General features: G+C 72.6%; 8 protein-coding genes, 1 tRNA gene and 1 rRNA gene. 2 read left to right on the top strand and 8 right to left on the bottom strand.

Features of this window, described 5'->3' with window-relative positions:
* Window positions 1-3: 3 nt before the first annotated feature.
* From BM028_RS11430 to BM028_RS11415, 4 genes are all read right to left on the bottom strand, one after another.
* Complete coding sequence (locus tag BM028_RS11430; protein ID WP_092386697.1) at window positions 4-978, bottom strand: glycosyltransferase family 2 protein; 975 nt, start codon at window positions 976-978, stop codon at window positions 4-6.
* Window positions 975-1805: a glycosyltransferase family 2 protein gene (locus BM028_RS11425; RefSeq protein WP_083294974.1), complete on the bottom strand. Its 831-nt coding sequence runs from the start codon at window positions 1803-1805 to the stop codon at window positions 975-977. The genes BM028_RS11430 and BM028_RS11425 overlap by 4 nt, the downstream gene beginning before the upstream one ends.
* Window positions 1806-2079: 274 nt before the next feature.
* Window positions 2080-4830: an alpha/beta fold hydrolase gene (locus BM028_RS11420; RefSeq protein ID WP_092386695.1), complete on the bottom strand. Its 2751-nt coding sequence runs from the start codon at window positions 4828-4830 to the stop codon at window positions 2080-2082.
* Window positions 4831-4989: 159 nt separating this feature from the next.
* A complete protein-coding gene (locus BM028_RS11415) occupies window positions 4990-6330 on the bottom strand; it encodes a glycosyltransferase family 2 protein (protein WP_092386693.1) in 1341 nt (446 codons plus the stop codon).
* 294 nt (window positions 6331-6624) lie between these two features.
* On the opposite strand from BM028_RS11415, the gene BM028_RS11410 reads away from it, so the two are divergent.
* On the top strand, window positions 6625-8805 hold the full coding sequence (locus tag BM028_RS11410) for a hypothetical protein (protein WP_139219812.1): 2181 nt from the start codon (window positions 6625-6627) through the stop codon (window positions 8803-8805).
* 19 nt (window positions 8806-8824) lie between these two features.
* Window positions 8825-9679 carry a glycoside hydrolase family 16 protein gene (locus BM028_RS11405; RefSeq protein WP_175496059.1) on the top strand — a complete coding sequence of 285 codons (855 nt, stop codon included), beginning with the start codon at window positions 8825-8827 and terminating at the stop codon, window positions 9677-9679.
* 129 nt (window positions 9680-9808) lie between these two features.
* Here BM028_RS11405 and BM028_RS11400 read toward each other — a convergent pair.
* From BM028_RS11400 to rrf, 4 genes are all read right to left on the bottom strand, one after another.
* Window positions 9809-9880, bottom strand: a tRNA-Gln gene (locus BM028_RS11400).
* Between the two features lie 44 nt (window positions 9881-9924).
* Window positions 9925-10851, bottom strand: a complete 927-nt coding sequence (locus tag BM028_RS11395; RefSeq protein WP_092387256.1) for an NAD(P)/FAD-dependent oxidoreductase — start codon at window positions 10849-10851, stop codon at window positions 9925-9927.
* Between the two features lie 55 nt (window positions 10852-10906).
* Entirely contained in the window at window positions 10907-12394 is a 1488-nt protein-coding gene (gene gltX / locus BM028_RS11390) for a glutamate--tRNA ligase (RefSeq protein ID WP_092386687.1), read from the bottom strand.
* Window positions 12395-12511: 117 nt separating this feature from the next.
* Window positions 12512-12628, bottom strand: a 5S ribosomal RNA gene (rrf, locus tag BM028_RS11385).
* Between the last annotated feature and the right edge of the window lie 115 nt (window positions 12629-12743).

Here is a 12743-nt window from a genome sequence, read left to right as displayed (position 1 = left end):
CGGTCAGGGAGCGCCGACGGGCTGCTGCACGGGCGCGGACACCGGGGCGGGTGCACGGACCACGACGGTGCCGAAGACACGGCCGACGGCGTAGCCGAACACGGTCGAGACCGCCGAGGTCACGATCGCCAGGGCACGGAGGCCCCCACCGCGACCGAGGGCCCCGAGCTCGCGGAGCACCGCGCCGGGCAGGACCCGGGTGAGGTACGTCGACTCGCTCGAGAGCGAGTCGCGGGCACCGACCCGGCGGCTCAGCACGGCCTTCGAGATGCCCTCGTAGTAGCTCCGGCGCCGCAGGTACCGCATCGTGACGCGGTCCGGGGAGACCCGGTGCGAGACGTTCGAGCGCGGCTCGAAGCGGATGCGGGCGCCGGGGCGGATCCGGGCGATGCGGATGCAGAGCTCGGTCTCCTCGCACCCCAGCGGGTGGTTCCCGACCCGGCCGATGCCGGAGCGGAAGCCGCCGGCGGCGAGCACGACGTCGCGGTGGAAGGCCATGCTCGACCCGATGACGTTGCGGACGTCCGCGGACGTGGTGGGGAGGCCGGTGTAGCTGCACCCGACGATCCAGAGCAGCTCGTCCGGGTAGGGCCCGGCGCCGGTCGCGGTCGGCCACGACGGGGTCGCCCGGCCGCCGACACCGACGACGTCGGGCAGCTCGAGCGCCTCGACGAGGTGCATCAGCCAGTCCGGGTCGGCCGTCGCGTCGTCGTCCAGGAAGGCGACGACGTCGGCCTCGGTGAGTGCGACGCCGGTGTTGCGCGCACCCGAGAGGCCGCGGTCCTCGGCGTTCTCGACGACGCGGAGCTCCGGCCAGCGGGCGGCCGCACGGCGGAACAGCTCCGGCTCGTGGTCGATGACGACGATCACCTCGGTCGCGTCGGTCTGGCGCTTCGCCGACTCGACCGCGTCCTGCAGGTCACCCCAGCGCTGCTGCGTGTAGGCGCAGATGACGACGGCGACCGTCGCGACGCTCACGCCGCTTCCTCGTCCATCGCCGGCACGGCGGCCGGGACCACGAGGCCCGAGACCGGGGTCGGCATGAGGCGCATGCGGGCCTTGGCCTCGCGGGCACGACGACGCTCGTGCATGATCGACTTCAGGACACGGATGCCGTCGCTGACCGCGTTGAGGTTGCTGGTGCCGTGCACGCGGAGCTTCTCGTGGCTCGGCACCTCGGTGATCGCGAACTCCGCGGCGGACCAGCGGCAGGTCAGGATCGTCTCGATCTCGAAGCCGTCACCCCAGCGCATCGAGCCGTCGGTCGGCTGCGGGAGCGTCGACGACAGGAGCCCGATCGTCGGCAGCGTGTCCGCCCAGAAGGCGTTGTAGCCGTAGCAGAGGTCGGTGTACCGCGCACGGAGCAGCACGTTGGAGATCATGTTGAGCCCCTTGTTGCCGAGGCCGCGGATGATCGTGATGTCGTCGCTGCCGCCACCGGGTGCGTAACGGGAGCCCTTCGCGACGTCGGCGCCGTCGACGAGCGCCTGCACGAAGCGCGGGATCTCGGCGGCGTCGGCGGAGCAGTCGGCGTCGAACATGACGACGACGTCGCCGGTCACGGCCTCGAAGCCGCAGGCGAGCGCGTTGCCCTTGCCCTTGCGGGTCTGCTGCACGACCTTGATCGTCGGCATGAGGCGCTGCGCCGTCGCGATGGTGTCGTCCACCGAGTTGCCGTCGACGAGGATCACCTCGTAGACGGGCGGGAGCTGCGGGAGGATGATCTCGAGGTTGCGGGCCTCGTTCCTCGCGGGGATGACGACCGAGACGCGGGGGTCTCGGGGTCGGACGGTGCTGGCGGACATGGTGCTCCTGTCGGGTTCAGGCTGCATGCGGGAGTGGTCGAGGGAGGACCCGGCGCTGGGTGGGCGTCGGAACGGGGGTACACCGTTCCCTGGGCTTGGACCAACCATCGTCCGGCGGACGGGGCTGGTCAATGCGGGTGGGCACTGGTTGCGGACCCCCGAGTGCGGATACGGAAACCCGCAAGCCGCGGCCGGGTGGCGTGTCGGCACGCACGAGGGCCCTGGAGGCGCGGGACGGGCCCGCCACGCGCCTCCAGGGCCCTCGCTGGTCGCGTCAGGGACGCGACTCGTGCGTCGTGAAGGCGGCGCGCAACGCGGTCGCCAGCTCGGCGACGTGCGGCTCGCGGAGGAGCGAGCTGTGCTCGCTCTCGATGCGCACCGTGGTGGTCGCACCGCGGAGCACGTCGTTCCAGCCGTCCACGTCGGGGTTGCCGTCGGCGAGCACGAACGTCGCCGTGCCGTCGTAGGGCGAGGGCGTGTGCCGCCGCGTCACGATCGTGGCCTGGTCGAAGAGGGCGTCGAAGTCCTTCTGCCCGCCGTAGCGGAGGACGCCGGCACCGTAGGCGCGGACGCGCTTGGCGAACTCCTCGCCCACCGGCACGCCGGCGGGCAGGATGCGCTTCGCCGCTCGGTCGAGCCCGCGCTTGAGTGCTCGGAGTGCCGGGTTGCGCACCGGGCTCTCCGCCATCCGGCCGAAGTGCAGCTGCGCCTGCTCGGTGCTGCTGCGCGGCAGGTAGCTGTCCAGGATCGCGACGTGCTCGACCCGCTCGCCGCCCTCGGTGAGGAGCTTCGCCACCTCGAGGGCGACGAGGCCGCCGAGGGAGTGCCCGACGAGCAGGTACGGGCCCCGGGGCTGGACGATGCGCATGAGCTCGACGGTGCGCCGCGCGGTGCGCTGGATGCTCCAGTCCGGGATCGCCCGTCGCTCGAGACCGTGCTGCTGGAAGGCGTACACGTCGTGCTCGGGCAGGTACCGGGACAGCGGGAGGAACGTCAGGCCGAGGGCTCCGGCCCCGCTGAGGCAGAACACGGGCGGGCGCCCGGGGACGCGGGCCTCGGAGACCTTGACGACGTCGGGGTGGCTCGGCAGGGACTTCGCCCCCGAGCGCACCCGTCGGGCGAAGGCGCGCAGGGTGGGCTGTTCGAGGAGCTCCGACGCGCGGAGGTCGACGCCGAGCCGGGCCTGCACGATCGCGAGCATCTCCTCGGCGGAGAGCGAGTCGCCGCCGAGCGCGGTGAAGTCCTCGTCGAGGTGCACGCCGCGGAGTCCGAGCACCTCGGCCCAGATCTGCCCGACGACGAGCTCCCACTGGTCGTACTCGCCCTCGACCATCTCGACCTCGAGCGACGGCGCACCGGGCAGCTTCGCCCGGTCGACCTTGCCGCGTTCGTTGCGCGGCAGTTCGGGCATCGGGACGATCGCCGCCGGCACCATGTACTCGGGCAGCTTCGCCCGCAGGGCGCGACGCAGGGCCGCCGGCGCCGGGGTGCGGCGACCGGGACGGCCGACGACGTAGGCGACGAGGCGCGTGACGGCGGGCGGGTCGACGAGGGCGGTGACCACGACGTCGTGGACGTCCTCGACGGCACGGAGCGCCGCCTCGACCTCGCTCGGCTCGACGAGGTACCCGCGGACCTTCACGGCGTCGTCGTCGCGGCCGAGCAGGACCAGGCAGCCGTCCTCCTCGACGCGGGCGAGGTCACCCTGGCGCCACAGCGGGGTGCCGTCCTCGTCGACGGAGAGGTGCTCGCTCGTCTTCTCGGGCGCGCCCCAGTAGCCGGCGGTCATGCCGTCTCCGATGACCACGAGCTGGCCGGTCTCCCCCGTCGCGGCGGCGGTGCCGTCCTCGCGGAGGACCCGGGCGGTCTTGCCCGGCGGCACGTACCCGGCCGGCACGACGCCGTTCGGGACGGCGTCGTCCGGACCGACCGGGAAGTACGAGACCGCCCCCATCTCGCTCGACCCGAACCCGTTCCAGAGGACCGTGCGGGCGCCGAGGACCGGGCGTGCGGCGTGCACGTCGGTGCCGGTGATCGGCTCGCCGACCGTCATGACGAGCCGGAGCCCGGCGAGCGCGGGGTGCAGGTCCGTGCCGCGGTCGCGCACGGTGGAGACGACCGACCGGAGCAGGTGCGGCGTGCAGACCACGGCGGTGACGTGCTCGGCGGCCATGCCCTCGAGCAGTCGCTCGGTCCCGAGGTCGCGTGCGTCGAGCAGGACCGCGGCGGCCCCGCTCAGCATGCTGTCGAGCGTGGTGAGGATGCCGGCGGCGAAGGACAGCGGCAGCACGACGCCCACGAGGTCGCCCGGGCGGTAGTCGGCGCTCCAGGCACTCTGCTCGGTGTTCCGGAGGAGCTGTCGGTGCGTCATCGCGACGCCCTTCGGCAGGCCCGTGGAGCCCGAGGTGAAGACGATCGCGGCGGGGTCGGTGCCACCGGGGCGGGAGGTCGCTGCGGGTTCGGTGCCGGTGCCGGTCGCGGTGCCGGGGGCGGTCGCGCTGCCGGTCGCGGCCTGCTCGGTGCTCGTCGCGATGAGGGCGTCGAGGTCGTGCACGGTGCCGTCCAGGCCGAGGACCGCGGCGGCGAGGTCCGCACGGGTGTCGTCGGCGAGCACCTCGGCGATCCCCGCGAGCGTGACGACGTGCTGCAGGCGTGCCTCGGGCAGGTGGTCGTCGAGCACGACGATCGTCCGCCCGGCGGCGATCAGCGCGAGCATGCCCACCACGGTCTCGGTCGTGTGCCCGGCCATGATCCCCACCGGGACCGACGCGCCGGTGCGCTCGGGTCCGACGCCGGCGCCGGTGCGGTCGTCGGGCCGGAGGACCTCGGTGAGCCGTGCGGCGAGCGCCCGGACCGTCCGGTCCGTCTCGGCGAACGTGCGGGCGGTCCCGGCACCGGCGAGCGCCGGGGACTCGGGGAACGCTGCGACGACGCGCGTCCACCGGTCGAGGACCGAGTGGTCGTCGGATGCCGGGACGGCCGGTTCGACCGTCCGGTGACGCGCTGTCGGGTGTGTCGGACGCATTGCTTCTCCCCTGGGTCGTGCGGGCCGGTGGTGCGCTGCTGGTGCTTGGAGGACGGTAAGCCGACCGGACGCCCGCGATCGAGGGGCCGAGGAGCGCCGTGCGGGGATCCTGCGGTTTGGCGCATCCTCGCGATCCGCCGTGGATCCCCGGTGACGGACCTATCGGTTCGCTGTGCGCTCGCGGGCGCGGACGGTGCGGCGGGACCGCCCGTAGCGGAGCACACCACGCCCGACGGCCAGGAGCTCGACCCAGCGCATCCGTCCGACCTCGCGGAGGAACGCGGCGTCGTCGAGCGGCGCGTCCGCGGTGCCGACGGCGACCGGTGCCGCTGCAGGGGTGACGGCCGGCTCGGCGGCGGTGCCCGAGACGAGGTGGCGCACGGCCCGCGGGGCGCGCTGCAGCGCCATCCCGAGCGTGCGGGGGTGCAGGGCGATCTTCGTGAGCCAGGCCCCGAGTCCGGTGCCGTAGCCCTCCGCCTGCTTCCGGAGCGCCGGGAGGTCCGCACGGTGCCGGTGCCAGACCAGCGCCGCGGGTTCGACGACGAGCGCGGCGCCCGAGAGCACGACGCGCGAGAACATGTCGATGTCCTCGCCGCCGCCGGTGACCGTGCCGACGCCGAGTGCCTCGTCGAAGCCGCCGAGGTCGGTGATCGCCGACCGCCGCATCGCGAAGTTCGCACCCGTGCCGTAGTCACCGACCGCGAACGGGAAGAGCGGCCGGTCGACGGGCGGTGCCGAGAGGCGGTGCACGCGCGGCACGAGGTTGCGCGACCAGGTCACCCGTTCGTCGAAGTACCGCTGCGTGGGGGTGCGGAGCTCACCGCTGGCGACGAGTCCGCTGACGCAGACGACGTCGTCCCCGCGGGAGAACCCCGAGGCGACGGCACGGAGCCACGCCCGGTCGACCACGACGTCGTCGTCCGTGAAGGCGACGATCTCGTGCCGCGCGGCCAGGACGCCGGCGTTGCGTGCGCTCGAGAGGCCCGGGACGGGTTCGCGGACGTACCGCACGCGGTCGTCGTCCAGGGCCTCGACGAGTTCGCGCGTCGACTCGTCGGAGGGCGCGTTGTCGACGATGACGACCTCGAAGTCGGGGTGGTCCAGGGCGAGCAGCGAGTCGAGGGCGGCGCCGAGCTGGTCGGCGCGGTCACGGGTGCACAGGACGACGGAGGTGCTCGGCAGGCGGACCGGGATCGGCGGCTGCGGGACGGCGGGCAGGGCGGCGACGGCGGCACGGAGCGCGGCGACCTCGATCGTCTCGTCGGACACCGGCAGGTCGACGAACCCGAGGGGGGCCACGCCGTCGCGGACGAGGAGCCTGGCCGACCGGTGGCCGGCGGCGTCGTGCAGCCCCACCGTGCCGGCGTCGTCCCCGGGGACCTCGGCGAGGTCGACGGCACCGACCCACACGGCACCGCCCCAGGTGGGGTCGACGGCGCTCGACATCGGGCGGGCGAGCTCGACGCGGGGCGGGAGCGAGCGCTGGATGGTGTCGGTCATGGGAGAGCCTGTCTCGTGTCGGGGGACGTGCGCGGTCGCAGCCGGCCATCCCACCGTCGCTGCGGGGACGGCGGGGGTCAACGAGCAGGCGGAACCGTGCGGTTTCTCCTCGCACGACGGCCGCCACGCGTGCGTGATCCCGCAATGCCGCAGGCCCTCCGCACTTCCCGGTGACCGCTCTCCCGTGCGCCCTCGGCCCCCGGTTACCGTCGTGACACCCGCAAGGCCGCTGCCAGTCGCCGGCCCAGACCCGAAGGGACGCTCGATGCGTCAGTCGATCGCGGTGGTCGAGCAGTGACCGCCACCACGACCCCCACCAGGATGTCGCTCCGCCACGGAACCCGCGTGCTGCCGACCTCACCGGTGCCGTCCCTCGTCGCCGCGGGACTCGGTTTCGCCGGAGCCGCCCTCATCGCGGCCGACGCGTCCGGTCCGCTCCGCACGGCCGTCGTGCTCGTCGCGCTGTTGGTCGTCCCGGGTCTGCCGGTGGTCCGGTTGCTCGGGCTCCGCGAGCCGATCGGGCGCGCCGGACTCGTCGTCGCGTCCAGTGCCGCGATCGACGCGGTCCTCGGGCTCGCGATGGTCTGGACGGGGCAGTGGGTCCCGCTGCCCGCCGCCGGGCTCCTCCTGCTCGTCGCCGGGTGGGTGTCGCTCGGCCAGGGCGTCCAGACCGCACGCACCGCGCCCAGGTCGGCCCGCGCGCGGTCGGCCCTGCCGACCGCGGTCCTGGTCCGCACCGTCGCCGCGTCGGGCGTCCTCGTCACCGGAGCCGCGCTGTGGGCGGTGGGTGTCGCGCAGACGGACTCGACCGGACTGGGCGAGTGGGGCCTCCTGGCTGCACTGCCCGCGGTCTGGTGGGCCGGCGCCGCACTCGTGTTCGTCGTCGCCCTGGTGACGCTCGTCGACCGTCGCCACCACGTGGTGGTCCGCGCGGTGTCCTCGGGCGTCCTCCTGCTCGTCATGTACGGCACCTCGAACCTGATCGCCGCCGAGCCCCGACCGCCGTGGGTGTTCAAGCACATCGCGGTGACCGCGTACATCCTGCAGCACGGCGCCGTCGACCCGTCGATCGACATCTACAACCGCTGGCCCGGGTTCTTCAGCTTCAGCGCGTTCCTCGGCGCCGCCACCGGCACGCTCGACGCGGCGGACCCGGTGCGCTGGACGGAACTCGCGTTCGCCCTCGCCGACGGGGCGCTCGTCCTCGGGATCGCACGGGCACTCGGTGCGAACGGCCGCTGGGCGTACGTCGCCGCGGTCCTGTTCAGCGCCGCGAACTGGGTCGGGCAGGACTACTACTCCCCGCAGGCGTTCGCGTTCTTCCTGTTCCTCGCGGCGGTCCTCGTCGCGCTGACCGTCCTCCGCGGCAAGCCCAACGTGATCGGGCGGTGGAGCGCGACGCTGACCGGCCGGCTGCTCCGTGCACGCCGCTCCCCCGTGGCCGAGGCGATTGCCACGCCGACGCGGGCCGCCGTGGTCGCGGCGGTGGCGCTCGTCGTCGTCCTGCAGTTCGTCATCACGGCCTCGCACCAGCTGACCCCGTTCGTGGTCGTCGCCGCGTTCGTGCCGCTGCTCGTGCTCGGCTTCCTCCGCCCCTGGTGGCTCGCCGTCCCGCTGACGCTGCTCCCCCTGCTCTACCTCGTGCCGAACCTCGACTACATCCAGGAGAAGTTCGGTCTCACCACCGGCTTCGACCCGGTGAGCAACGTCACCGCCGCGTCGACGTCGATCGCCATCCCGTCGATCGCGACGACCCTGCAGTCCCGCGCGGTCCTCGGGATCACGGCACTCGTCGCCGTGTGCGCCGTCATCGGACTCGTCCGGATGGTCCGCGGTGGGCATGCCCGACGCGCCCTCGTGGTGCTCTGGCTGGCGGCCTGCCCGATCGTGCTCGTGCTCGGGCAGAGCTACGGCGGCGAGGCGAAGTTCCGCGTCGTCCTGTTCTCCGCGCCGTTCCTGGCGATCGCAGCCGTCCACGCCTTCCACGGCCGCCGGCTCCGCATCGCCGCCACGGCCCTGGTGCTGACCGTGACCACCGCGCTGTTCCTCGGCGCCACGTTCCAGACCGAGCAGGCGAACCAGACCGCTCCGGCCGACGTGGCCGCGGCGAAGTGGCTCGACGGCCGGTTCCAGGCGGACGACACCCTCACGACCGTCGGCAGCTTCCCGTCGATCATCGGCGGGAACTACGAGAACTTCCTCCGCCACTGGGGCCAGGTCGACTCGCTGCAGAGCGAGGCCGCGTGGTTCCCGAAGGGCATGACGGCCGACGACCTCACCGGTGTCCTGCAGGACCGCGACCAGGGCGGACACTCCTGGCTCGTGTTCTCGGCGGCGCAGCGAGCCGACGCCGTGACCCGCGGGACGCTCACCGGCGCGCAGATCGACGCCATCGAGCGGTCCGTGGCCGACGAGGGCACCCTCCGCTACGACCGCGACGGAGTCCGGATCTACGAGGTGCGCGATGCAGCATGAGCCCGGGGCACGTCACCGGATGACCACCCGGCGATCCTTCCTACGCCGCGGCGCGACGTTCGCCGGCATCGCGGGGGTCGCCGTGGTCGCCGGCACCACGGCCGTCGTGCTGCCCACGCGTGCCGGTGACTCGACCGCCCGCGCCGAACGCATGCCCACCGGGGCGCTCGAGTCCGAGGGGACGCGGTGGGTCCCCTACCTCGCGCAGGACTTCGACCTCGACGCCGCGCTCGGCGAACTCCTCGCGGTGTACCCGCGGATGGCGGAGTACAGCGGGATGCGGGACACGTCGGGCAAGGGGCTCTACTCCCCCGACCAGGTGGTGTCGGTGCACGACTCGGTGCTCGACTTCCACCTCCGCAGCGACGGGTCCCAGCCCCTCGTGGCGACGGTCCTCCCCGCCGGCTACCGGGCGTACACGCACCAGCGCGTCTCGATCCGGTACCGCGCCGACGAGGTCCCCGGCTACAAGTTCGTCATGATCCTCTGGCCGCTGTCCGGCGACTGGAACGAGGGCGAGATCGACTGGCCCGAGGGTGACCTCACCGGCGACGTCCGCCCGGTGTCGGCGATCCCGGGCAGCTACGACCCCACGACCGAGGCGATGACGTTCCTGCCCGAGGACCCGACCGTGGTGTCCGGCGGGCAGACCGACTGGCACGTCGCGACCGTCGAGTGGACCGCCGACGCGGTGCGCTTCTACTGGGACGACGAGCTGCTCGAGACGGTCACGGGCGCGGTGCCCACGACGCCGATGCGCGTGACGCTGCAGGCGGAGACGATCATCCACGACGCCGAGGTGCCGGCCGACGCATCCGGGCACGTGCTCGTGGACTGGGTGGTCGCGTACCGGAAGAGCAGGGTGCAGTCCTGACCTGATCGGCCGCCCTGGCGTGTCGGGCTGTGGCCTGGCGTGTCGGTTCGTCGCCTGGCGTGTCACGCGGCTTCTGCGCCGGAAACGGAACAAGCCCCCGGGAGATCCCGGGGGCTTGTTCTACGAGTGCTGGGGTACCTGGACTCGAACCAAGAACGACGGTACCAGAAACCGCTGTGTTGCCAATTACACCATACCCCAAAGGCCCGGAGGCCTTCGGTCCCGGTTGCCCGGGGCACGATCAACTACTGTACAGCATCCCGGAGGTCCGTGAGACCACCGACGAGATCCCGGTGCACCGCGGCGGCCGTGACCGCCCCGTGGCCGGCCGCCACGATCAGCTGTTCCGGTCCGGGCGGCGTCACGTCGCCCACGGCGTACAGCCCGGGCACGCTCGTCCGTCCGGAGCGGTCGACCACGACGAGCCCCTCGGCGTCGCGGCAGAGGTCCGCGTCGACCCAGTCCAGGTCGGCGTGCCACCGGGGCCGGACGAACCCGCCCGTCCGCGGCTCCACGTGCCCGTCTGCGAGGCGGACGCCGGTCATCCCGGAGCGGTCCCCCTCGAGGTCCGCCACGGCCCGCTCGTCGACGCGCACGCCCGCTGCGGCCAGGCGGGCACGGCCGGCGTCGTCGAGCGGCGCGATGCCGTTCGTGTACACGATGAGGTCGTCCGCCCACGCCGCGAGCAGCAGGGCGCGATCGACGACGTCGTCCGTCTCGCAGAGGAACGCCAACGGCTCGGCGGCCTTCTCGTAGGCATCGCACTCGACGCAGCTGTGCACCGCGGTGCCGTAGAACGCGCGGAGCATCGGGAGCGCCGGGAACTCCTCGCGCAGGCCCGTCGCGAGCACGACGGCACGGGCCGTCGCCTCGACCTCGGTGCCGCGCCAGGCACCGTGCACGAGCCACCGGTCGCCCTCCGGCGCGATCCGGTCCACGACCGTCTGCACGACCGTGGCCTCGGCGTAGGCCTCGACCTCTGCGCGCCCGAGCTTCCGGAGCTCGAGGGGTGAGACGCCGTCGCGCGTCAGGAACCCGTGCGACCGCAGCGTGGCGGCGTTCCGGGGGCGGTTGGCGTCCACGAGGAGCACGGTGCGCTTCGCACGGACGAGGTTGAGGGCGGCGCTGAGACCGGCCGGGCCGGCACCGACGACGACGACGTCGACCGTCAGCCGCTCGGCTGCGTCAGCCTGCCGCTCGGCCGCGTCCCCCTGCCGTTCGGCCACGTCAGCGGTCCGCGAGGCGACGCAGGCGCGTGACGGTGGACTCCTTGCCCAGGATCTCCATCGACTCGAACAGCGGCGGGCTGATCCGTCGACCGGACACCGCGACGCGCAGCGGACCGAACGCCACACGGGGCTTCAGGCCGAGACCGTCGATGAGCGCCGCACGGAGCGCGCCCTCGATCGAGGCCGTCGTCCAGTCGTCGAGCGGCTCGAGCGCGGCGATGCTCGCGCGGAGCACGTCACCGGCATCGGCCTTGAGGGTCCCCAGGGCGTCCTCGTCGATCTCGAGCGCGTCGTCCGACGTGAAGAGGAACGCGAGGAGCCCCGGTGCCTCGCCGAGGAGCTGCATGCGCTCCTGCACGAGCGGCGCCGCCTTCGTGAGGACCTCGAGCTGCTCCGGCGTCACCGGATCCGACACGACGCCCGACAGGTACGGCAGCAGCCGCCCGCGGAAGTCGTCGGCGTCCAGCAGACGGATGTGGTCGCCGTTGATCGACTCTGCCTTCTTGTGGTCGAAGCGCGCGGGGTTCGGGTTGACGTCGGAGACCTCGAACGCCCGGACCATCTCGTCGACCGTGAACACGTCGCGGTCCGGACCGATCGACCACCCGAGCAGCGCGAGGTAGTTGACGAGCCCCTCGGGGATCATCCCGGCGGCACGGTGGTGGAACAGGTTCGACTCGGGGTCGCGCTTCGAGAGCTTCTTGTTGCCCTCCCCCATGACGTACGGCAGGTGCCCGAACACCGGGATGAACTCGGCGAGGCCGACCTCGTACAGGGCCTCGTACAGGGCGATCTGGCGCGGCGTCGACGACAGGAGGTCCTCACCGCGGAGCACGTGCGTCACGCCCATCAACGCGTCGTCCACCGGGTTGGTGAACGTGTACAGCGGCTTGCCGTTCGGCCGGACGACCACGAAGTCCGGGAAGGTGCCCTGCTTGAAGGTGATCTCACCGCGCACGAGGTCCTCGAAGCTCAGGTCGCGGTCGGGCACGCGCAGCCGCAGTGCCGGCTCACGCCCCTGGTCGCGGAAGGCCTGGCGCTCGGCGTCGGTGAGGTCGCGCTCGTGGTTGTCGTAGCCCTGCTTCGGGTCACGCCCGGCGGCCTTGTTGCGGGCCTCCATCTCCTCGGGGGTGACGAAGGACTCGTAGACGTGTCCGGAGGCCTTGAGCTTCGCGATGACGTCCTCGTAGACGTCCGTCCGCTCGGACTGCCGGTACGGACCGTGCGGGCCGCCGGCCTCGACGCCCTCGTCCCAGTCGAGCCGGAGCCAGCGCAGTGCCTCGAGGATCTGCTGGTACGACTCCTCGCTGTCACGGGCGGCGTCGGTGTCCTCGATGCGGAACACGAGCTTGCCGCCGGTGTGCCGCGCGTACGCCCAGTTGAACAGCGCAGTACGGATCAGTCCGACGTGCGGCGTCCCCGTCGGGCTCGGGCAGAAGCGGACACGGACATCGGAACCGGAAGCGGTGGTGAATGGCGCAGTCATGACACGACGATCCTACCGGCCCGGCACCGACCGCCACGAGGGGGTGTGGAGGACCCCCAAACGCAGAAAACCCCTGACCACGTGGTGGTCAGGGGTTCCCTGGTGTTGCAACGTTGAGTCCGGCGGCGTCCTACTCTCCCACAAGGTCCCCCTTGCAGTACCATCGGCGCTGAGAGGCTTAGCTTCCGGGTTCGGAATGTGACCGGGCGTTTCCCTCTCGCTATGACCACCGGAACACCTTCGACCCAATCTCTTGGAAGTTCGAAAGCTGTTCCGCGCATGCGCGGTGTTCAGTTTCTTGTTCCCGATCGTCTGTCGGGAACCACAAAGTGGACGCGAGCCCCACACC

The sequence above is a fragment of the Curtobacterium sp. YR515 genome, assembly GCF_900113095.1.
In the GTDB taxonomy this organism is placed as follows: domain Bacteria; phylum Actinomycetota; class Actinomycetes; order Actinomycetales; family Microbacteriaceae; genus Curtobacterium.
The sequence above is the reverse complement of the archived record's forward strand: the minus strand, read 5'-3'. Positions and strand labels throughout refer to the sequence as shown.

Coding starts and splice junctions, on each gene's coding strand:
- BM028_RS11425 (WP_083294974.1), bottom strand. CDS start 1,805: ATGTCCGCCAGCACCGTCCGACCCCGAGACCCCCGCGTCTCGGTCGTC.
- BM028_RS11420 (WP_092386695.1), bottom strand. CDS start 4,830: ATGCGTCCGACACACCCGACAGCGCGTCACCGGACGGTCGAACCGGCC.
- BM028_RS11415 (WP_092386693.1), bottom strand. CDS start 6,330: ATGACCGACACCATCCAGCGCTCGCTCCCGCCCCGCGTCGAGCTCGCC.
- BM028_RS11405 (WP_175496059.1), top strand. CDS start 8,825: ATGACCACCCGGCGATCCTTCCTACGCCGCGGCGCGACGTTCGCCGGC.
- gltX (WP_092386687.1), bottom strand. CDS start 12,394: ATGACTGCGCCATTCACCACCGCTTCCGGTTCCGATGTCCGTGTCCGC.